The organism is Catellatospora paridis (assembly GCF_009720365.1).
Taxonomy (GTDB): Bacteria; Actinomycetota; Actinomycetes; order Mycobacteriales; family Micromonosporaceae; genus Catellatospora; species Catellatospora paridis.
Genome location: NZ_ML769321.1, coordinates 235,803 through 255,178 on the forward strand (window position 1 = coordinate 235,803; position 19,376 = coordinate 255,178).

20 protein-coding genes are annotated in these 19,376 nt (G+C 71.0%); 9 read left to right on the forward strand and 11 right to left on the reverse strand.

Features of this window, described 5'->3' with window-relative positions; translation table 11 throughout:
* Positions 1-4 precede the first annotated feature (4 nt).
* A complete protein-coding gene (mmsB, locus tag F9C41_RS24715) occupies positions 5-1,279 on the forward strand; it encodes a multiple monosaccharide ABC transporter permease (protein WP_155389220.1) in 1,275 nt (424 codons plus the stop codon).
* 67 nt (positions 1,280-1,346) lie between these two features.
* Here mmsB and F9C41_RS24720 read toward each other — a convergent pair whose 3' ends face one another.
* Complete coding sequence (locus F9C41_RS24720) at positions 1,347-2,093, reverse strand: alpha/beta hydrolase (RefSeq protein WP_155389221.1); 747 nt, start codon at positions 2,091-2,093, stop codon at positions 1,347-1,349.
* A 208-nt stretch (positions 2,094-2,301) separates the two neighbouring features.
* On the opposite strand from F9C41_RS24720, the gene F9C41_RS24725 reads away from it, so the two are divergent.
* Both F9C41_RS24725 and F9C41_RS24730 read left to right on the forward strand, forming a co-directional pair.
* Entirely contained in the window at positions 2,302-3,045 is a 744-nt protein-coding gene (locus F9C41_RS24725; RefSeq protein ID WP_155389222.1) for a hypothetical protein, read from the forward strand.
* Positions 3,042-3,371, forward strand: coding sequence for a transcriptional regulator (locus F9C41_RS24730; protein WP_155389223.1), 330 nt, complete (start codon positions 3,042-3,044; stop codon positions 3,369-3,371). Before F9C41_RS24725 ends, F9C41_RS24730 begins: the two co-directional genes overlap by 4 nt.
* A gap of 83 nt (positions 3,372-3,454) precedes the next feature.
* Here F9C41_RS24730 and F9C41_RS24735 read toward each other — a convergent pair whose 3' ends face one another.
* Positions 3,455-4,018, reverse strand: coding sequence for a flavoprotein (locus F9C41_RS24735; protein WP_155389224.1), 564 nt, complete (start codon positions 4,016-4,018; stop codon positions 3,455-3,457).
* Entirely contained in the window at positions 4,015-5,313 is a 1,299-nt protein-coding gene (locus F9C41_RS24740) for a helix-turn-helix domain-containing protein (protein WP_155389225.1), read from the reverse strand. The genes F9C41_RS24735 and F9C41_RS24740 overlap by 4 nt, the downstream gene beginning before the upstream one ends.
* Before the next feature lie 225 nt (positions 5,314-5,538).
* Here F9C41_RS24740 and F9C41_RS24745 point away from each other — a divergent pair, with 225 nt between their 5' ends.
* The 4 genes from F9C41_RS24745 to F9C41_RS24760 all read left to right on the forward strand — a co-directional run bounded on the left by F9C41_RS24745 (position 5,539) and on the right by F9C41_RS24760 (position 7,456).
* Positions 5,539-5,826, forward strand: a complete 288-nt coding sequence (locus F9C41_RS24745; protein WP_196279923.1) for a hypothetical protein — start codon at positions 5,539-5,541, stop codon at positions 5,824-5,826.
* Positions 5,823-6,041 carry a hypothetical protein gene (locus F9C41_RS40805; protein WP_196279924.1) on the forward strand — a complete coding sequence of 73 codons (219 nt, stop codon included), beginning with the start codon at positions 5,823-5,825 and terminating at the stop codon, positions 6,039-6,041. The genes F9C41_RS24745 and F9C41_RS40805 overlap by 4 nt, the downstream gene beginning before the upstream one ends.
* Positions 6,042-6,123: 82 nt before the next feature.
* A complete protein-coding gene (locus F9C41_RS24755) occupies positions 6,124-6,504 on the forward strand; it encodes a MerR family transcriptional regulator (protein ID WP_155389227.1) in 381 nt (126 codons plus the stop codon).
* Positions 6,485-7,456, forward strand: coding sequence for an aldo/keto reductase (locus tag F9C41_RS24760; RefSeq protein WP_155389228.1), 972 nt, complete (start codon positions 6,485-6,487; stop codon positions 7,454-7,456). Before F9C41_RS24755 ends, F9C41_RS24760 begins: the two co-directional genes overlap by 20 nt.
* Before the next feature lie 67 nt (positions 7,457-7,523).
* On the opposite strand, the gene F9C41_RS24765 is transcribed toward F9C41_RS24760, so the two are convergent.
* The gene (locus F9C41_RS24765) at positions 7,524-10,268 is read right to left on the reverse strand and encodes a transglycosylase domain-containing protein (protein WP_155389229.1); all 2,745 of its coding nucleotides are present in this window, start codon (positions 10,266-10,268) and stop codon (positions 7,524-7,526) included.
* A 434-nt stretch (positions 10,269-10,702) separates the two neighbouring features.
* Here F9C41_RS24765 and F9C41_RS24770 point away from each other — a divergent pair, with 434 nt between their 5' ends.
* On the forward strand, positions 10,703-11,800 hold the full coding sequence (locus F9C41_RS24770; RefSeq protein WP_230689984.1) for an aldo/keto reductase: 1,098 nt from the start codon (positions 10,703-10,705) through the stop codon (positions 11,798-11,800).
* Positions 11,801-11,805: 5 nt separating this feature from the next.
* Here F9C41_RS24770 and F9C41_RS24775 read toward each other — a convergent pair whose 3' ends face one another.
* Genes F9C41_RS24775 through F9C41_RS24800 form a run of 6 tightly spaced genes read right to left on the reverse strand, consistent with a single transcriptional unit; the run spans position 11,806 to position 18,367 of the window.
* Positions 11,806-12,816: a glycosyltransferase family 2 protein gene (locus tag F9C41_RS24775; protein WP_155389230.1), complete on the reverse strand. Its 1,011-nt coding sequence runs from the start codon at positions 12,814-12,816 to the stop codon at positions 11,806-11,808.
* Complete coding sequence (locus F9C41_RS24780; RefSeq protein WP_155389231.1) at positions 12,810-14,213, reverse strand: cytochrome P450; 1,404 nt, start codon at positions 14,211-14,213, stop codon at positions 12,810-12,812. Before F9C41_RS24780 ends, F9C41_RS24775 begins: the two co-directional genes overlap by 7 nt.
* Positions 14,210-15,307 carry a hypothetical protein gene (locus tag F9C41_RS24785; RefSeq protein WP_155389232.1) on the reverse strand — a complete coding sequence of 366 codons (1,098 nt, stop codon included), beginning with the start codon at positions 15,305-15,307 and terminating at the stop codon, positions 14,210-14,212. The genes F9C41_RS24780 and F9C41_RS24785 overlap by 4 nt, the downstream gene beginning before the upstream one ends.
* Positions 15,294-16,514: a glycosyltransferase gene (locus F9C41_RS24790; protein ID WP_155389233.1), complete on the reverse strand. Its 1,221-nt coding sequence runs from the start codon at positions 16,512-16,514 to the stop codon at positions 15,294-15,296. The genes F9C41_RS24785 and F9C41_RS24790 overlap by 14 nt, the downstream gene beginning before the upstream one ends.
* A complete protein-coding gene (locus tag F9C41_RS24795) occupies positions 16,511-17,740 on the reverse strand; it encodes an MFS transporter (RefSeq protein WP_155389234.1) in 1,230 nt (409 codons plus the stop codon). Before F9C41_RS24795 ends, F9C41_RS24790 begins: the two co-directional genes overlap by 4 nt.
* Before the next feature lie 3 nt (positions 17,741-17,743).
* On the reverse strand, positions 17,744-18,367 hold the full coding sequence (locus F9C41_RS24800; RefSeq protein ID WP_155389260.1) for a flavodoxin family protein: 624 nt from the start codon (positions 18,365-18,367) through the stop codon (positions 17,744-17,746).
* Between the two features lie 320 nt (positions 18,368-18,687).
* Between F9C41_RS24800 and F9C41_RS24805 the strand changes: the two genes are divergently transcribed.
* Positions 18,688-19,005 carry a hypothetical protein gene (locus F9C41_RS24805; protein WP_155389235.1) on the forward strand — a complete coding sequence of 106 codons (318 nt, stop codon included), beginning with the start codon at positions 18,688-18,690 and terminating at the stop codon, positions 19,003-19,005.
* A 185-nt stretch (positions 19,006-19,190) separates the two neighbouring features.
* Here F9C41_RS24805 and F9C41_RS40810 read toward each other — a convergent pair whose 3' ends face one another.
* Positions 19,191-19,361, reverse strand: coding sequence for a hypothetical protein (locus F9C41_RS40810; protein WP_170212909.1), 171 nt, complete (start codon positions 19,359-19,361; stop codon positions 19,191-19,193).
* Between the last annotated feature and the right edge of the window lie 15 nt (positions 19,362-19,376).

Genomic DNA, 19,376 nt, shown 5'->3' on the forward strand with positions numbered 1-19,376 from the left:
CACCATGACCAGTGTCGGCCCGACGACCGGCCCGAGCACCGCGGTGCCGGAGACGACCGCGAGCGAACCTGCGGTGCTCAAGGCACCGGACCGGTTCGGCGGTCGGCTCTTCTCGGCGAACCTGCGCCAGAACGGCATCTACATCGCGTTCGCGCTCATCATCGCGCTGTTCTCGATCCTCACCGACGGAGACCTGCTCGCGCCGCAGAACATCTCCAACCTCGTGGTGCAGAACTCCTACATCCTGATCCTCGCCATCGGCATGATCCTGATCATCATCGCCGGGCACATCGACCTGTCCGCCGGGTCGGTCGTCGCCGTCACCGGCGCCATCTCCGCCGTACTCATGGTCAACAACGATGTGCCCTGGCCGCTGGCGATCCTGATCACGCTGATCTGCGGCGGCCTGATCGGCGCCTGGCAGGGCTACTGGGTCGCGTACTTCGGCATCCCCGCGTTCATCGTGACCCTGGCCGGCATGCTCGTGTTCCGGGCGCTGACCCTCGCCGTGCTCGGCAACCAGGGCATCGGCCCGTTCCCCGACGAGGTCCGCACCATCGCCAACGGCTTCATGCCGACCTACCTGGGCAACATCGGCCTCGGGCCGCTCGACGGGGCCGACCTGCTCACCCTGCTGCTCGGTGTCGCGTTCGTCGCCGGCATCGTGATCACGCAGTGGCGCGCCCGTGCCGGGCGCGTGCGCTACGGCCAGAGCGTCGAACCGACCGCGCTGTTCGTCACCAAGCTCGCCATCGCCGCCGTCGTCGTGATGACCGTCATCGTCCAGCTGGCCCGGTTCAAGAACCTGCCGTGGGTGCTGGTGCTGCTGGCCGCGCTGGTCCTGGCGTACTCCCTGCTCACCGACCGGGTCGTGTTCGGCCGCCACATCTACGCCATCGGCGGCAACTTCAACGCGGCCACCCTGTCCGGCATCAAGGTCAAGTCGGTCACGTTCTGGCTGTTCGTCAACATGGGCGTGCTCGCGTCGATCGCGGGCATCGTCTTCGCCGGGCGGCTCAACCAGGCCGGGCCGACCGCCGGCAACGGCTTCGAACTCGACGCCATCGCCGCCGCGTTCATCGGCGGGGCCGCCGTGCAGGGCGGCGTCGGCCGTGTCGTCGGCGCGATCACCGGCGGGCTCATCATGGGCGTCATCAACAACGGCATGTCCCTGATCGGCGCGCCGAGCGAGCAGGTGATGCTCTTCAAGGGCCTGGTGCTGCTGGCCGCCGTCGCGTTCGACGTCTTCGCCAAACGCCGCGCCGGAACCGCGCGCTGAAATCGGGGGACGGGGCTGCCGCCGCACGGCGGCGGCCCCGGCCGCGAGCTGGCGTGACCCCGGCGGGTCAGCTGCTCAGGCGCTGGATGAAGGCCACGCTGCCGTCGAAGATGCGCGGCGCGTCGTGGTCCAGCGTCGCCACGTGGTAGCTGTCCTGCAGGACGACCTCCTGCACATCCGCCGACGTGATGCCCTTCAGCACGATCTCGCTGTTGACGGGCTCCACGACGTGGTCGTTGGCGGAGTGGTACAGCAGCACCGGCTGGGCGACCTTGGGCAGATCGGCGCGGACCACCGCCTGGAAGCGGCGCAGCGACGCCGCGGCCCGCACCGGCGTACGAGGGTAGGCGCCCTCGTCGATGCCGGGCTTGGCGATGTCGTTGCCGATCGCCGGCACCGACGGCACGACCAGGCCCAGCACGGGCAGCAGCTTCGCGTCCCAGCGCAGCATCGTGACGGCGGGGTTGACCAGCACGACGCCGGCCAGGTCGGGGTGCTGCTGGGCGAGCCGCAGCGCGAGGGTGCCGCCCATCGACAGGCCGACGGCGTACACCGACGTGCAGTGCCGGCGCAGATCGGTGACCGCGCGCTCGACCTCGGTGTACCAGTCCTGCCAAGTGGTGCGGTTGGCGTCGCGCCAGCTGGTGCCGTGGCCGGGCAGCAGCGGCAGGCGGACCGACCAGCCCTGCTCGGCGAGGTGGCGGGCCCAGGGCCGCATGCTGTGCGGCGAGCCGGTGAAGCCGTGGCAGACCACGACCCCGATGCCGCTGTCGCCGTCGTGGTGCAGGGGAGCGTGGTCGATGGCGTTGTCCATGGTTGCTCCCAGCCGCGGGGTGAACGGGGTGTGTGACGGGTGCCGCCATACTGCCATGTCCCGGCGCGCGGGGGCAGGGTGCGAGCGAGTGAGTCCGGAGCGGTGGGCCAGCGCGCTGCCGGGCCTGTAACAATTGTGCAAATTGGTTTGTGATGCAAAGCTATTGCTGATGCAGTAGCCGTGCTTGCTTACCCCTTGGAGGCACCCAGTGTCACCGGACTCTGCCGTCCCCGGCTCACCGGCCGACGTGCTCGCCGAACTGGACGCACTGCGCCGTCGCACCCGCGCCGCGCGCCACGCGCACTGGCTGCCGTTGCTGCTGTTCGGCCTGCTCGGGGCGGTGGCGCTGCCGTTCTACGTGATGGCGGAAACACCCGCCGAAATGGTGGCGCCGCAACAGGTGCCCATACTCGCCCGGCTCGGCGGCGACGTGCTGGACGACGCCGTCGCGCTGGGCTGGTACTGGCTCGCCGCGCTGATCGCCGGCTACCTGGTCAGCCTCGCCTGGTACCGCTGGCGGGGACAGCAGGTCGGCCTGCAGTCCCCGGTCCGCGGCTACGTGCTCGCCGGGCTGGCCGGCACGGTCGCCGCGCTGACCCTCACGCTCGTGCTGGACGTGTTGTACTCCAACGTCTCCGGTCCGGTCCACGACCTCGCGGTCTGGTTCACCTCCGAGCTGATGGCGGTCAACAGCCGCGGGATGTTCCCGCACCTGGTCATCGGCGTGGGCTTGGCGGTGCTGGCGCGGCTGGAGCGCAGCCGGGCGCTGACGGTGACGGTCGTGCTCTACGTGGCCGTGCTGGTGCTGGTCAGCGTCGCGTTCCGTGTCGACGCGTACGCGGTCGTGGGACTGCTGGGCCGGTTCACCTTCCTCGTCGCGGCCTTGCTGCCGGTCGTGGTGCTGCTGGCCGGGGGATGTGCGGCCGCGTTGCTCCGGCGGCGGCCCGCATGAGCGACGCCGACGAGGCCGAGCGGCCGCCGTTCCCGACCAACGCCCTCGACGATGTCGTGCACCAGCGCCACCGCCTCGGCATCCTCACCATCGCCGCGGAGGCCGAGCGGGTCGAGGTCGGCTACCTGCGCGACGCCCTGGAGCTCACCGCGGGCAACCTCTCCCGGCACCTCGCCGTGCTGGAAGAGGCTGGGCTGGTGCGCACGGAGAAGGGCTACCACGGGCGGCGGGCGCGCACCTGGGTCGCCATCACCCCGCAGGGTGTCGCCGCCCTCGACGCGGAACTGGCCGCGCTCCAGGAACTGGTGCGCCGCCGGTTGGGCTGAGCCTGTGGCGGTCGGTTCAACCGGCACTCAGATCTCCATGGGCCATGCACCTCTGGCGAGCCGGGTTCATGGTCCGCGAGAACCTACTTCCTCGGGTGACCTACGCCGCCACCGCGGTCGACTTGCTTCAGCGCAGCCTCCCAAGGAAAGCGTTTCTGCTGCAAGCGCCCCGTTCCAGGCTCGTGCGGCAGCCATGAACTCGACTGGCCCAGGACAACGGCGACGCCCTCCTGCCTGAGGCTTTCGACTGAGGCGACGAAGGGCCTTCGTGCGGCGAGCGCGGCATTCACGAAAGGAACGATCACGGTGGGCACCCGTCGACCGATGATCTCTGAGACGGAGGTGAGGACATACGTATCGGCGATGCCCAGCGCGAGTTTGTTGATCGTGTTGTAGGTGGCTGGAGCAATGATCAGGGCATTGATCGGTGCCACCTTCCGCTGTGAGCCCGGAGGGTTCCCGTAGTCGGTGCGGACGGGGTTGCCCGACAGTTGTTCCAGTTCCGCGGTGTCGATGAAGTTCAGCGCCGCCCTCGTGGCTGCGACCATCACGGTCCACGATTGCTCCTGTGCGAGGCGGATGAGGACGGCGGCGTCGGCCGCTGGCCCCGCGCCGCACAGGACGAGGTTGAGGTGCTTGTCCGTCACAGACGAATACCAACCTGCCCAGCGAAATCGACAACACGCGCCCGGGTATGACCTCGTGCCAGCGCGGCGAGATCCGTGATGAGCCGTGCGGCTGCAGGCCGTGCAGTGATCTCCTCCGGAGCGGTCTTCAGTGCAGCACGCAGGGCGTTGAGTCCCTGTTCGTGCCGACCCCACATCGTGTACGCCTTCGCGACATCGAGGAACAGAGACGCTCGACGCTCGGCAATTTTGATCTTGTCCAGTGGGATCTTCCTGGCGAGTTCGACGGCCGTGCCGGCATCGCCGAAGGTAAGCGTCACGTGCACTCGGTGCTGCTGGACGTTGGTCGGCCCGAACCCGGTCCAACGGTCGTTGCCGTCATGGCCGAGCCTCTCGCCCGCGTGCTCTGCCTCGTCAAGGATCGCCTCGGCTGTGTCGCGGTCCTGAGCCCGGCCGGCAGCGGTGGCGGAGCGGAGAAGAAGTGCGCCGAACGCCGACAAAGCATCGTCCCCGCTGAGGCCGGTGGCTCGGTCGAGCCGGGTGGCCGAGGCCGTACCGATCGCGACGGCGTTCGTGTTGTAGCCGCTCGCCATCAGCGCATGGGTCATGATGCGTGCGCTGGTCGTTTCGGCGATCGGGTCGCCGCTCCTGGCGGCGTGTTGCGCGCTGCGTTCGGCAGCGAGCAACGCGACCGCAGGGTCTCCGAGCTTGAGGAACACGCTTCCTGCCACGTGGTAGAGATCCGTCGCGATTACGTGTCCGGTGTCGAGCCGCCGGCCTTCGAGCGCGGCTAGGGATGGCGCTACGGCCGGTAGAAGCCGTGTGAGCCTGGCGGTCACGTCGTGATAGCGGCATGCCTGGTAGGCCGTCTTCACCTGCCTGACGCCGAGCGCGAATTGGTGCAGTGTCAGAGTTTCCGCCTGCGACGGCTGAAGGAGCGCATCGACAAGGCCCGCCCAGCTCGGAACGTCGACGGCGCTCGCCACTGTCGCCGTCAGGAAGTCTCTGCGATCCATCTCTTCACCGTCGCCCAGGTCAGAGGGTTCTGCCTGCACAGTAGTAGCAACCGCGGCCGACGGTGCGAGCACGAGCAGCGCGTCGCACTCCGCCAGGGTGACGCCGAGGGCATGGGCGAGATTCGGGCGCTGCCACGGTTGAGGTGTGCTCGTCCCCGACTCCCAACGGGCGACCGTCGTCCGGTCCACGCCGAGTTGTTCGGCGAGGTGCTCCTGAGAGAGCCCTTGAGCAGTCCGGCGATGGATCAGTGCGGTGCGTCGGGACGCCGCACCGGGTTGGGGACGCGCGGAGGTAGCCATCGGGTTCCATCGTTCGCTGTCGTGCCCGCCGCCGCAATGGATTGCCGCAGATACGCCCGGTCGATGCAGTGTTCCATCAGGCCGCCTGCGGACACGATCGATGTCGAGCCTGGCGCTGGTGTCATCGGGACGGCGGCGTCAGGTGGCAGGGCGCGCGACTGCGACACGACCGCACCCGTGCGTACGTCGCGCGCCCTGGTCACCGACCGATTGGATCGTGAATCAATGGCCGAGCGCACCTTCATCATCGTGCTGACCACTGTGCGACCGATCGCCGACGGGAATCGGCGCGACGAGAACGTCCACCCTGAGGAAATCGTGGAGGCGGTTTCCGCGACCACACCGGAGGCGGCTCAGCGGATATTCGTCGCGTTGTGCTCGCTGCCTCGCGTACGAGCGGGACGGCAGCGAGCGAAGATCCTTGTCTGCGACATCGAGGCGGCAGTCTTCGGCGCTCCGCTGATGACCGCAGGGACAGCCCGCGTGCTCGCTCGGTTGGGGGCAAGGCGATGAACACGCCGAAGCCGATCGGGACGGACGAGGCAGCCGCCGCGCACGCAGTACGAACGCATTGCGCGATCGACTACCCCGGCGGCCCACGATGTCTCAACTGCCACGCGAAGTTTCCCTGCGATACCCACGTCGCCGCCGTCGATTTCCTGCTCGACGCCGGATGGGACGACGCGGCGATCATGGCGCTCGACGTTCGAACCGGGCCGTGGTTCTGAGCCTCGGACCCTGACGGCACCTGAGGCTGGTCGCGGTGGGCGGCTTGACTTCGAGTGCGCTCCAACTGCGAGGCTGGACGGCATGGAGGAAGGGCTTTCGGTCGGCGAGGTTGCGGCCAAGACGGGGCTGACGGCTTACACGCTGCGCTGGTATGAGCAGGTCGGGCTGCTGGACCCGATCCCGCGTGACCATGCGGGGCGGCGCCGCTACCGGCTGCGCGACGTCGAGCGGCTCGACCTGCTGACCAAGATGCGTGCCACCGGCATGCCGGTGCGGGAGATGCTCCGCTACATCGAGCTGGTCCGCGCGGGCACCCACAACCGCCGGGATCGGCTGGAGCTGCTGGAACAGCACCGTACGACGGTGCTGCGCCAGATCAGCGAGCTGGAGCGCGACCTGGCCGTCATCGACCGGAAGATCACCAGATATCGGGGGTACCTTGATGCAGAGCAGACTGATTGACCCCGCCGGGCCGGCCGTCCCGGCGCTCGGCCTGGGCTGCATGGGCATGAGCAGCAACTACGGCCCGGCCGACCAGGACGAGTCGCTGGCCACCTTGCACCACGCGCTGGAGCTGGGCGTGGCGCATTTCGACACGTCGGCGTCCTACGGCGACGGCCGCAACGAGGAGCTGCTGGCGCGGTTCCTGCCCGGCAACCGCGACCGGGTCTTCCTGGCCACCAAGTTCGCCATCCGCCGCGACGGCGGCGTGCACCGGGTCGACTCCAGCCCCGGCTGGGCGCGCCAGTCCTGCGAGAACTCGCTGCGCCGCCTCGGCGTCGACGTGATCGACCTGTTCTACCTGCACCGGCGCAACCCCGACGTCCCGATCGAGGACACCGTCGCGGCGATGGCGGACCTGGTAACCCAGGGCAAGGTCCGCCACCTGGGACTGTCGGAGGTCGGCGCGGAGACGATCCGGCGGGCGCACGCCGTGCACCCGATCAGCGCGCTGCAGATCGAGTACTCGCTGTTCAGCCGCGACATCGAGGACGAGGTGCTGCCGGTGTGCCGGGAGCTGGGCATCCGGATCGTGGCGTACTCGCCGGTCGGGCGCGGACTGCTCACAGGCACGATCCAGTCCACGGCGGGCCTCGCCGACAGCGACAACCGGCTGAACCATCCGCGGTTCGCCGTCGGCAACCTCGATCACAACCTGGCGCTGGTCGACCGGATCCGCGACATCGCCGGCGCGGCCGGATGCACTCCGGCCCAGGTGGCGATCGCCTGGGTGCTGGCGCAGGGCGACGACGTGCATGCCATTCCGGGCACGACCCGCCGCACGCACCTGGCCGAGAACGTCGCGGCCGCCGACGTCGTGCTCACTGCGGAGCAGCTCGCGGCGCTGAGCGGGCTCGGCACCGCGGCGGGGGCTCGGCTGTCGGCGTTCGCCCAGGCGATGGTCGGCCACTAGCGGACTCCGGCGGGGCCGTCGCGTCGCCGTACGGCGCGACGGCCCCTCACCGGACAAACGTGTCCACTCAGTCGTCGGTGGCGGACGGCTGCGGGCCCGGTGGCGTATGTCCTGGCCCTGGCCCTGGCCCGGGTCCGCCGGCGGAGGGCGACGGCACCACGGCGGCGTTGCCGGGCACGTCTGGGCTGGCCGCCAGGCAGATCGGCATGGGGTTGCAGCCCGTCGGCTTGGGCTTCTTCGACGGTTCGACGCCGTCGCCCACGCCCTCGACCTCGCCGAGCTTGCCGTTGGTGCCGTTGGCCAGGGGCTCCAGCGGGAGTTTCATGTCGGTATGGGCCTGGTTCATGAACCCCTGCCAGATCTCGGCGGGCAGGCCGACGCTGGTGATGTTGCCGCCGCCGAGCGCCTTGGGCCGGTAGATCGGGTCCGAGGCGTTCTTGACGTTGCCGACCCAGATGGCGGAGGCGATCTGCGGCGTGTATCCGACGGTCCAGACGTTGGAGTGGGCCTTGTCCTGGACCTTGCTCTCCCAGGTGCCGGTCTTCGCGGCGGCTTGGCGGCCGCCCGCGAGCGCCCGGTAGTAGCTCTTGGGCAGCTGCTTGAGCATGCCGGTGACCTCGTCGGCCACCTCCTGCCGGATGCGCCGCTCGGCCTTGCTGACCTCGCCGGTGTTCGGCACCAGCTGGTACTTGCCGGTCCGCTCGTCCTTCTTCTCGACCTTGATCACGACGTGGGGCTTGTTGTAGACGCCGTGGTTGGCGAAGGTCGCCATGCCCGTGGCGTGGTCGAGCACGGTGATGGGGTACTGGCCGAAGCCGACCTGGTAGTCGAAGGAGGCGCGGCTGGTGTCGGTTTCGGGCTTGGTGAGGTCGCGTGCCTTGCCGTCGCTGACGGCCCACATGGTGTTGACACCGGCGGCGTGCGCCATGGCGACGACGTTCTTCGGCTCGATCTTCTTCGCGATTTTGAAGAACGGCACGTTCAGTGAGAGCCGGGTGACGTCCTGCAGCGTGCACTTGCGCTTGCACTTGAGGCTGCCGGCATCGCGGCCTGCGTTCTCCACCTCGTACGGGCAGAGCTTGTATTTGTCGCAGTTCTTCTTCTTGCCGGTGGCGACGATGGGGGTCGGGTCCCAGGTGGACTTGAGCGAGATGCCCGCGTCGATCGCGGCTGCGAGGGTGTAGACCTTGAACGAGGAGGCGGGCGGGTGGCCGCCGTCCTCCCAGATCGTGCCCTCGTTGATCTTTCCGGCGTAGTCGATGCCCGTGCCGTCGGCGCCGCCGTAGTAGGCCAGCACCCGGCCGTTCCTCGGGTCGATGGCGACGCCGGCCGCGATCACGTTCTTGGGATAACCCTTGATCTTGGTGTACACGCCGTCGACCTTGTGGTCGACCGCCTTGACGACGTCATTGGTGCACTCCTTCTCGTCGCCCTTGCCGTGGCAGGTCTCCTTCCACTCGAACGTGCGGAAGAGCTGCGCCTCCAGGGCCTTCTGAGCCTTGGAGTTGATCGTCGTGGTGATCCGGTAGCCCTTGTTGCGCCAGTCCGTGATCCCCCACGCGGCCATCTCGCGCTCGACGTACTTCGTGATCACGAAGCCGGTGCCGGTGCCCTGGACGCCCGTCTCGCCGGACTTGGCGGAGTACTTGCGCAGCGTCTTGTCCGGATACACCATGGTCGAGCGCTTCTGCCGGTCGAGCTTGCCCATCTGCACCATGTTGTCGAGCACGTAGTTCCAGCGCACGCGCGCGGCGTCGGGGTTCAGGTGCGGGTCGAAGCCCTTGGTGCCGTCGTACTCGTTGGGTTCGGGCTGCTTGAGCACCGCGCCGAGCACCGCCGCCTGCTCGACCGTCAGCTGGTCGGCGGCCTTGCCGAAGTAGGCCTTCGCCGCCGCCCCGACGCCGCTGGAGCCGCGGCCGAACCACACGGTGTTGACGTAGAAGCCGAGGATCTCGTCCTTGGAGTGCTCCTCCTCGAGCCGCCGCGCCATCACCGCCTCGCGCAGCTTGCGGGCATAGGTGACCTCGAGGTCCTTGGCCGCGTTGCGGGCGTACTGCTGGGTGATGGTGGAGGCGCCCTGGGTCTCGCCGCCGGTGAGGTTGTTCCAGGCAGCGCGGGCGACGCCCCACAGGTCGATGCCGTGGTGGTTGAAGAAGTTCTTGTCCTCGCCCGCGATGAGAGCCACCTTCACCTCGTCGGACAGCCGGGACATCGAGACGATCTCGCGGTTCTCGCCGCCGAGCTTGGCGATCTGCACGCCGTCGGCCGAGTAGACGAAGGTGTTCTCGTTCGGGCTGAAGTCCGCGGGTTCGGGTACCGAGTCGTAGAGGTAGGCGACCCCGATCAGGCCGCCGCCGGCGAGCATGACGACGACAGCGGCCGCGGCGAGCACGATGCTGCGCCACCTCCACCTGCCGATCCTGCCCTTGCGGCCGGTGCGCTTGAGCCCGGCGCCCGGCCGGTCGTCGTCCGGCCCACGTCCGGTGGGCAGCACGGCGGTGCGGGGCGCGCCGCCCGTGACGGGGCGGCCGCTGCCGCTGCCGCTCACGCGTCCCGCGGGCACCCGGCCGGGCGTGCCGCCGACGCTGGCGCGGCCCGAGGCGGACGGCACGGTGGCGCGTCCGGCGACGGGGCGCAGCGGGGCCGGGCCGACCGGTGTCGGGCCGTGGCCGCCGCCGCTGGTGCGGCCGTGACCGGTCCGGACGCCGCCGGGGCCGTTCGGGTTCGGGTGGGCGCTGGTGCCCGGAGGTGTTCCGGGGCCGTCGGATGGCGCCGAGGCGCCGGTCGAGCCGGTTGCCGGGGGCGTGGTCATCGGTGCGAACCCTTCCGGTCGGGGGATTGTGCTGGGCGCGTGGACAGGGGGAAGGCGGTCGACCACCGCCGGTGGGGCCTGCGCGGCGCGGCGCCATGGCCGCGTGATTTCGCTGACGGCCTCGCTCAGCCCCCGGAAGAAACCGATCTCATGGGCGGCGAGGGCGACCTGCGTGCGAAGGTCACTCCACGTCCGACATCCTGCCTCACAAATCGGGTGAAGTCCGGCAAGACACCACGGCGTGGGAGTCGCGGCAAACGACGGCAACCCCCGTGGCGTACGCGAAAGCGGCAATCGCGGCCGGCAGGGGCCCGCCGTGTAGGCGTTGACCAGCAGTAACGCTAGATCTGGACTTGACGGTCCATTATTCTGGCGTTAGGTTGGACTGAGCGGTCCAATAGTGGAGCGCCTGAGAGCCACAGGGGGCGACAGCTGTGAACGACTACTACCTGCTCGGCAGGTCCGGACTGCGGGTGAGCCGGCTGGCGCTGGGCACGATGAACTTCGGCGTCGGCGGGTTCCACGCCGCATACGGCAAGACCGAGCGCGAAGCCGAGCCCATCTTCCGGCGCTACCTCGACGGCGGCGGCAACTTCATCGACACAGCCGACTTCTACACCGCGGGGGAGAGCGAGACCATCCTCGGCCGGCTGATCGCGGCCGCCGGGGTGCGCGACCGGGTCGTGCTGACCAGCAAGTTCACCAACACCGTCGATCCGGCCGACCCGAACGCCGCGGGCAACGGCCGCAAGCACGTCATCCGGGCGCTGGACGCGACGCTGCGCCGCCTCGGCACCGACTACCTCGACCTCTACCTGCTGCACACCTGGGACCGGATCACTCCGGTCGAGGAGGTGGTGCGCACCTTCGACGACCTGGTACGCGCGGGGAAGATCCGCTACGCGGGGCTGTCCGACGTGCCCGCCTGGTATGCCGCCCGCGCCCAGAGCCTCGCCGAGGCCCACGCGTTGACCCCGATGATCAGCCTGCAGCTGCCGTACTCACTGGTCAACCGCGGTATAGAGGCCGAGTATCCGGCGATGGCGCAGTCGCTGGGCATCGGGCTGACCGCCTGGAGCCCGATCGGCGGCGGCCTGCTGTCGGGCAAGTACCGGCGCACCGGCGACGGCCTGGCGGGAGACGGCCGGCTCGGTGGCGGGGGAGGCCAGCAGGTCGCCGAGCGCGACTGGGCCGTGATCGACGCCCTGGAGAAGGTCGCGGCCGAGCTCGGCCGCAGCATGGCCCAGGTGGCGGTCAACTGGGTGGCGACCCAGCCCGCCGTCGGCTCGGTGATCATCGGGGCGAGCAGTGCCGAGCAGCTCGACGCCAACCTCGCCGCGCTCGACTTCACCATCCCGGCCGAGCTGCGCGAGCGGCTGGAGCAGGCCGGTGCGCCGGAGCCGGGCGGCCCTTACGCGATGTTCACTCCGGGGTACCAGTCCTGGATCGTGAGCCCCGGCCTCGGCATCGGCGACAAGCCGGCCGGCTACGCGCCGCCGATCTGGAACGGCGCAGCCCCGTCAGCCGGCTGAGCCGGTCAGCGGGCGGCGTAGAGCGCCTCGAGTTCCCGGCGCAGCAGCGGGGTGCTCTGCTGCTCGACCAGCTTGAGCAGCCGGTCGGCTTCGGCGAGGGTCATCGCGTGCTCCCAGCGCCTGCGGAACAGGTAGGCGTCGAGCTCCTGATGCCTACGGCAGAAGTGGTCCAGATTGCGCAGCAGCTGAGCGCGCATGATCCGCAGCGCCACGGCGGGGTCGGGGTGGGCCAGCGGGTGCACCTGGTGGTAGTTGATCGCCGTGGTGCTCACCGAGAAGCCCACCCCGGCCCGGTGGAGGCGGTAGCTCAGGTCGGTGTCCTCCAGCCCCCAGCCGGTGAAGGACTCGTCGAAGCCGCCGACCTCCTTGACCGCGGCCCGGCGTACCGACAGGTTCGCGGTCGTGGCCAGCGCCCAGCTGAACCGGAAGTCGACCAGCCCGGTGCCGTAGGCCTCGACGATCGCGTGGTAGTTGTCGGGTTCGTCGCCGAGCTCGGTGCGGGCGAACGCCGCCACGGGGTCGGCGGCCAGCTCGCCCGGTTCGAGCAGGCGGATCGGCTCGGCCAGCCGCTCGGCGTCGCCGACCCGGGCGACCAGCCGGAGCAGGTCCTGCTCACCGAGCGGGAGGATGCCGGGCCGCCACCAGGTCAGCGCCCGCCGCTTCCAGCCGATCGTGCCGTCGCGGCCGCCCGTCGCCGCCGCGACGTGCTCGGCGACGAACCCCGGCCCGGCCATGCGGTCGTCGTCGATGAAGACGATCAGTTCGCCGTCGACGCGGGCCAGCGCGGTGTTGCGGGCCGCGGCCCGGCCCCGGTTGTCCTGCGTGACCAGCCGGATGTCGAGCCGGTCGCGGAAGGGTGCGACCACGTCCTCGACGCCGCCGGCGGTGCCGTCGTCGCAGAGCACGACCTCGAAACCGGGGTACGTCTGGACGAGCAGCGACTCGAGGGTGAGCGCGAGGTATTCGCGCTTGTCGCAGGTCGCCATCACCAGGCTGACCGGGAGCCGTTCTACCATCCGAGTCTCCACCGCTCGTCGCCGTACAGGTCCACCATCTCGTTGAGGTCGCCGTCGACCGGGTCGCGGTGCGGGGGCGCCGCGGTGCGCGGGTGGGCCACGACGGCCACCGGCCCCTTCGGTGACATGAGCAGGCCGACCTCGCGGGAGATCGGGCTGCCGGGCACGGGGACGAGCACGTAGCGGCTGAGGATCGTACCGAGCACGATCTTCATCTCCAGGTCGGCGAAGGCCGCGCCGATGCACACGTGCGGGCCGGCGCCGTAGGGCAGGTACTCGTACCGGCCCGGGTCGGCGGTCGCCCAGCGCTCGGGCCGGAACCGCAGCGGTTCAGGGAACCGGGCAGGGTCCCGGTGGGTCACGTACTTGCTGGTCACCACCTGGCATCCGGCGGGGATCTCATGCCCGCCGAGCACGGCCGGGGCGACCGCGATCCGGGAGGTGTTCGGGCCGGGCGGCAGCAGCCGCAGGGTCTCCTTGAGGGTGCGGTCGAGCACAGCGGACCCGGCGCACTCCTCGGGGGTGCGGCCGCCGACGTCGGCGAGCGCCTCGTCCAGGTCGGATCGGTGCTGCGAGAGCAGGATCAGTGCCCAGCACAGCGTGCTGGAGGAGGTCTCGTGCCCGGCGACCAGCAGCGTGGTGAGGTGCCCGACGAGCTGGTCGTCGGACAGGCCCCGGCCGTGCTCGTCGCGGTTCTCCAGCAGCGACTGCAGCAGGTCGGGCGGGTGGCCCGCGGTGCGCCTGGCGTCCACGATGGACGCCAGCGCGTCGTCGAGCCGCCGGATGACGGCGAGCAGCCGCCGGTACGGGGTGCCGGGCAGGTCGAACGGGAAGTAGCGGATCGACGAGGCGAAGTAGCGCAGCGCCAGCATCTGCTGGACCAGGCGTCCGATGGAGTCGGCGTCGCGGGCGATGTCGACGCCGAAGAAGCACCGGCAGGCGATCCGCAGGGTGAGGCGGCGCATGCTGGCGGTCAGGTCGAACGCCTGCCCGGGGGTCCAGGAGTCGACCTCCTCGGCGGCGAGGCGGGCGATGACCTCGGCGTGCCGGCCCATCGCCTGCGGCCGGAACGACGGCGTCACGGTGTGCCGGGCCTCCCGGTGCGCGGGGCCGTTCATGTTGAGCAGCCCGATGCCGCGGCGCACGCGCCGGATCCGGGCCGGGATCGCGTACTCCAGGACGGTGTGGAACCGGTCGCCGTCGGTGAGCACGGCCCGGTTGTGCTCGGCGCCGAACACGAACACCTGCCGGCCGTCGCCGTGCACCAGCCCACTGACCTGGCCGAAGTCGTGGTGCAGCCGCGCGGTGTAGGCGACCGGGTCCGCGGCGTAGGCGTGGGCGTTGCCGCGCCGGCCCAGCCAGCGGTGCGGCGGCGGGCCGGGCACCGGACGGCTCATCCGGCGTACCAGCCGGCGTGGGGCCGATCGACGTCGGCGTCGGCTCCCCGCCGGAACGCCGCCGCGGCGAACTGCCCGGCTGGTGCCTGGAGCGCCGCGACGGTCGGCATCGGCAGGTAACGCCGGAACAGCCCCGCGAACGCGGTCGCGAAGGCGCTGGTGGCCAGCGGGCCGGGCTCGGCGCGCGTGCCGCCCGGCATGGTCAGCCCGAGCGCGAAGTAGGTCGTCCAGTACTCGAACAGGGTGAGTTCGCTGACCGCGGCGGGCAGCGCGGGGTCGGCGGCGGCGAGGTCGGCGTAGAACCGCTCGGACAGGTCTGCCTTGCGCAGGCCGTCGGGGAGCCTGGTGTCGGCGAACTCGCCGAGCCAGGTGAGCTCGCCCTCGTCGCCGCAGAAGAACCACTCGGCGTGCACCCGCATCCAGGACGCCCATGGCACCCAGACCAGGCCATCGCCGGCCACGGCGGTGTCGAAGTCGACGGGCGCGCCGTCCGCGGCGGGGCACGCGGAGTGCCGCAGCCCCTGGAAGCCGTTGCCGGTCAGGCTCAGGTGGTCGTCGTGCTCCACCAGGTTCGGCACGGTGACCACGGTGGCCCGCCCGGTGCCGCGCAGGTGCGCCGACAGCGCGAGATCGTCCGCGCCGGTCGGGTCCGTGACGCTCGCGGCGAAGTCGAGCGCCGCCTGCCTGGGCAGCACGAGGCCCTGCGACGGGGTGTACACGTCGACCGCGCGCGCCCAGGACCAGCCCTGCCAGGCGGCGGCGCGGACGAGGCCGGCGGTGCGCGAGCCCCACTCGCAGAACAGGCTGACCGCGTCGTCGGGCCGGGCCCGTACGGCCCGGTGCAGCTGTTCGGCGAAACCGTCGCAGGGCAGGACGTCGTCCTGCAGCACCAGGTGGTGGGTCGCGTCGGCGCCGACCGCGGCCCAGGCCCGCACGGCGTTGCCGAGATTGCCCCGCCCGGGTGCGCCGGTGTCGACGACCACGGCGGGGGAGAGCTTCACGAGCTGCTCGGCGAGCACCTGGGCGCGGTCGACCCGCGCGGGGTGGGTCATGATCACTGTCGACAGGCGTACGTCGCCGTCATTGTCCGGCATGGCTGCTCCTGGTGATCCGGTGCAGGGCGACGGCGCGCTCCACGTGCTCGACCATCGCCTGCGCGCCGTCGGCGGCCCGGAGGGTATGCGCGAAGGCGGTGTGCGCCGCCCGGTCCGGCGGGGCGAGCATCGACCTGATCTTCGCGGCGATGGTCTCGGCCGGGTCGTCCGGCTCGACGGTCGCGCCGAGGCCGAGGTCGGTGATGCGGCCCGCGTTGCCGCGCTGCTCGGCGGAGTGCGGCACGAACACCAGCGGCGTGGCGCAGAGCAGGCCCTCGATCATGGAGGAGTGGCCGCCGTGCACGACGGCGGCGCTCGCGCGGCCCATGAGGTCGACCGCGTCGTGCCGGAACCCCGCGATGTCGACCTCGGCGTCCCCGGCCACGGCGCGCACCTGCGCGGCGAGCGCCGCGGTGCCGTCGCCTTCGACGCCGAGCGTCACCGCCAGGGGCACGCCGAGCCCGCGGGCGGCGGCGACCACGCGAAGCAGGTCCTTGTCCCCGGCCCCGCTGCCGCCGAGGGTGATGTTGAGCAGCGGCGCAGGTTCGGCGCGCACCGGCGCGGCGGGCAGCTCGACCGGGACCAGGGCGCCGATGTGGCGGATCTCGGAGACCAGGCTGGTGACCAGTCCCATCGTCTCGGCGGGCACATCGGACAGCGGGTCGAGCAGGGCCAGGTCCGGCACCAGCATCGCGTCGCCGAGCACCTTGCGGGAATGGGCGTCGGCGACGCCGAGCTGGTCGAGGGTGATGAGGACCTCGGGCAGCACGGCGTGCATCGGGTGGCGAAACAGGCGCAGGTTGTGGCAGGTGACGCTGGGCAGCCCGCGCATCGAGGCGGCCACCGACGCGGTGTTGCGCATGTCGCTGACCACGACGTCGGGGCCGAAGTCGTCGATGGCGCGCAGCTCGTCGGCCAGGCAGGTCTCGACGTAATCGGGGCTGGCGAGCCGGGTGCGGGCGAACGCGCGCAGCTCGGTGACGTCGTTCATGCCGCGCCAGGCCGGCGCGGGCCCGATCTCCTCGATGCCGACCCACGGCAGCCCGGCCCGCTTGACGATCGGGCGCACCTCCTCGTGCGCGGCGACGGCCACCTGGTGGCCGGCCAGCTGGAACCGCTGCGCGGCGGTGCGCATCCGGGTGACGTGGCCGAGGCTGGAGCGGCTGAACGCCACGAACAGGACCCGCAACGGGGGCCGGGTGGTCATGCGTTTGCTTCCTCCATGGTGAGCGTGCGCGGGGCGCGCACGGCGACGACCAGGCTGGCGAGCGCGCAGAAGGCGAGCAGTGCCAGCGCCTGCCGCGGCCCGACGACCTCGGTGAGCCAGCCGCACAGCAGCGTGCCCAGCGGCACCGACCCCCACGCGATCATGCGGCCGACCGCGTTGACCCGGCCCTGCAGGTTCAGCGGCGTCACCATCTGCCGTACGGAGATGCCGACGACCATGAAACAGGTGTGCGCGGTGTTCCAGCACAGCAGCGCGGCCAGGGCGACGGCCCAGTTCGGGGCGGCGGCGTAGGCCAGCAGCAGGCAGAGGTCGGCCCCGATCAGCCACCGGGCGGTGCCGACCGGCGGCGCGGTCTTCAAGCGGCGGGCCGCGAGCGCGCCGAGCAGCGCGCCGATCCCGGAGGCCGTCATGATCCATGCCATCCGGTAGTCGTCGGTGGCCAGGCCCAGCGCCCGTGAGGCGAAGACGACGAGCATGCCGTACACCGCGCCGGCGCTGATCCCGACGCCGACGTTGACGATCGTGTACACGCGCAGCAGCGGGTGGCCGCCGATGAACCGCAGGCCCGCCCAGATCGCGCCCGGCTCACGTGCCCGGCCGGGATCGGGCCGGGCGGCGGCCGGCAGCCGCATCATCGCGATCAGCAGCGCCGACACCAGGTAGCAGCCGGCGAGCAGGGCGAACGTCGGGCCCAGGCGCAGCGCGTCGAGCAGGAAGAACCCGACCGGCGCGGCGACCGACGTGACGACCGTCGCGGCCATCCACAGGTAGCTGTTGGCGCGGAACACCCCGGCCCTGCCGACCACGGACGGTATCGCCGCGGAGCTGGCCACCTCGAACCACACGTACACGGTGGCCGAGGCGAACCCGACGGCGATCAGGGTGAGCGGCGGCGCGCCGACGGTGGCGAGCAGCAGGGGCACGCACAGCAGCACCGCGGCGTTGCCGGTCTCCATCCAGACCATGACCCGGGTCGGAGAGGACCGGTCGACGACGGCCCCGGCGAACATGCCGAACAGCAGGAACGGCAGCACGTTGACCGCCGACGCCAGGGCAGCCACGAGCGCCGACCCGCTGGCCTGGTAGACGTACAGCGGCAGCAGCACCCACAGGATCGAGTACGCCACGGTGGAGGCGAACTTGCTGGCGACGAGCAGGGCGAGCCCGCTGCCGGCCGGGGACTCGGCCTCGGCGATCGCGGTCACGGGTCAGTTGGTCCTTCCGACGCGGCGCTCGACCTCTTCGGGGCGCGGCAGCCTGGTCCCGGACTCGATCAGGGCGGTGCCGACGTCGATGATCCGGTCGACGGTGCGGCGCAGCGCGTCCATGCCCTCGGTGTCGGACAGGATGCCCTGCTCGCCACCGGAGTGGATGGTCACCGGGAAGCCGCTGCCGACCAGGATGAAGCGGTTGAGCAGCAGGTTGTGCAGCAGTTGGGCGTGCACGTCGAGATGGCCGTAGCGCCGGCCGACGACGATGGCGGCGCCGATGGTGTTGGTGAGCGGCCGGGTGAACCGGAGGTGGCCGACCCCGGCGCGCTCGATGAAGGTCTGCATGAGCGAGGACAGCCCGAACCCGTGGACCGGCGCGGCGAACACGACGGCATCGGCCTCGATCATCGCGGAGACGACCTCACCGACACTGTCGTCGACGGGGCAGGGGTCGGGCCGGGAGTTGCACGCGCCGCAGTCGCAGGTCAGGACCCGTTTCTCGGCCAGGTTGATGATGTCGGTCCGGCAGCCGCGCAGCTCGGCATGGGAGGCGACCTCCTGCGCGGCCAGCCAGGTCGAGCCGCGGCTGCGTTCGGATCCGTTGATCGCCAGTATCTTCATGCTCACCTGATCATCTGTGCGGAGGCTCGCTGTGTGCGCCTCGTCGCGCGATGTCAGCATTTCCCCGTGCGCCGACTGCTCGTTCCGATGAGGAGTCTAGGTTCCGCAACGCCGCCGACGACGGCACGCATGTGCATGTCTCAAAGCGTGGACTGATGGGACCGAGGTCGCCATGGGGCCCCGCTGGTGAGTTCACCCGGCGGTGGACAGATCACCGACGTAACGGTGGGTGACCGTCATTTCACGGTGACCATGGAGGTGCGGCGTCGGCCCACCGGGCGGCGCGGCGGGGGGCAGACGCGTTGACGGGGGGTTCGGGCATGGGTGGCCTGTGGGTGGGTGTCGGCTGGTTCGGCCTGGCGCGGCGGCGGGTGGCCGACGGGGCGGTCGTGTTCGCGTTACGGCGCGACTGGCCCGACTGGCGTACGCACGAGTTCGTGGCGCCGCGGCTGACGCTGGCCGAGGCGGAGCGGGCCGCGGAGACTGAGCGCGCCTACTGGCGTCGCGGGCCCTCCCGCCCGGCCGTGAGCGTGGTGCGGATCAGCGTCAACGACTTCCGCATCCACCGGGACCGCCGCGACTGCAAGGCTCCGGACTGCGCGCTCGCCTCACCCCGCCGGGCGCCCCGGCCGAGCTGACGTCCTGGCCGGACGGACCGCGGCGGGGCGCTCGCCCCGGCGGAACCGGCCGGGGCGAGCTGAGCACGGTCAGACGACCTGGGCGGCGCACGCGATCGCGACGCTCGCCGCGAGCATCGCCATCGACAGGACCATGAGGGGCTTGGGCAGGCGCATCGGAATCCTCCATCGTCGGTCGAGCGGGCTCACCAGGCGTATCGGACGAGCCATTCGTCGGGGTTGTAGGCGTGGTCCGCCGGGGTCGTGGCCGGTCGTTCCTCGACCATCTCCTCGGGGCGGACCTGCTTGGGCAGGGTGCCGAAGCGGGCCCGGCGGGCGGTCTCGGCACCGTCGGGGCGCTGGGGTGCGGTACGCATGGCGTCGTCTCCTCT

Bases quoted from the DNA above. Each gene is read 5' to 3' on its own strand.
- F9C41_RS24760 (WP_155389228.1), top strand. From the start codon at position 6,485: ATGCAGAGCAGACTGATTGACCCCGCCGGGCCGGCCGTCCCGGCGCTC.
- F9C41_RS24775 (WP_155389230.1), bottom strand. From the start codon at position 12,816: ATGGTAGAACGGCTCCCGGTCAGCCTGGTGATGGCGACCTGCGACAAG.
- mmsB (WP_155389220.1), top strand. From the start codon at position 5: ATGACCAGTGTCGGCCCGACGACCGGCCCGAGCACCGCGGTGCCGGAG.
- F9C41_RS24780 (WP_155389231.1), bottom strand. From the start codon at position 14,213: ATGAGCCGTCCGGTGCCCGGCCCGCCGCCGCACCGCTGGCTGGGCCGG.
- F9C41_RS24730 (WP_155389223.1), top strand. From the start codon at position 3,042: ATGAGCGACGCCGACGAGGCCGAGCGGCCGCCGTTCCCGACCAACGCC.
- F9C41_RS24740 (WP_155389225.1), bottom strand. From the start codon at position 5,313: ATGGCTACCTCCGCGCGTCCCCAACCCGGTGCGGCGTCCCGACGCACC.
- F9C41_RS40805 (WP_196279924.1), top strand. From the start codon at position 5,823: ATGAACACGCCGAAGCCGATCGGGACGGACGAGGCAGCCGCCGCGCAC.
- F9C41_RS24720 (WP_155389221.1), bottom strand. From the start codon at position 2,093: ATGGACAACGCCATCGACCACGCTCCCCTGCACCACGACGGCGACAGC.
- F9C41_RS24755 (WP_155389227.1), top strand. From the start codon at position 6,124: ATGGAGGAAGGGCTTTCGGTCGGCGAGGTTGCGGCCAAGACGGGGCTG.
- F9C41_RS24745 (WP_196279923.1), top strand. From the start codon at position 5,539: ATGGCCGAGCGCACCTTCATCATCGTGCTGACCACTGTGCGACCGATC.
- F9C41_RS24765 (WP_155389229.1), bottom strand. From the start codon at position 10,268: ATGACCACGCCCCCGGCAACCGGCTCGACCGGCGCCTCGGCGCCATCC.
- F9C41_RS24805 (WP_155389235.1), top strand. From the start codon at position 18,688: ATGGGTGGCCTGTGGGTGGGTGTCGGCTGGTTCGGCCTGGCGCGGCGG.
- F9C41_RS24785 (WP_155389232.1), bottom strand. From the start codon at position 15,307: ATGCCGGACAATGACGGCGACGTACGCCTGTCGACAGTGATCATGACC.
- F9C41_RS24800 (WP_155389260.1), bottom strand. From the start codon at position 18,367: ATGAAGATACTGGCGATCAACGGATCCGAACGCAGCCGCGGCTCGACC.
- F9C41_RS24790 (WP_155389233.1), bottom strand. From the start codon at position 16,514: ATGACCACCCGGCCCCCGTTGCGGGTCCTGTTCGTGGCGTTCAGCCGC.
- F9C41_RS40810 (WP_170212909.1), bottom strand. From the start codon at position 19,361: ATGCGTACCGCACCCCAGCGCCCCGACGGTGCCGAGACCGCCCGCCGG.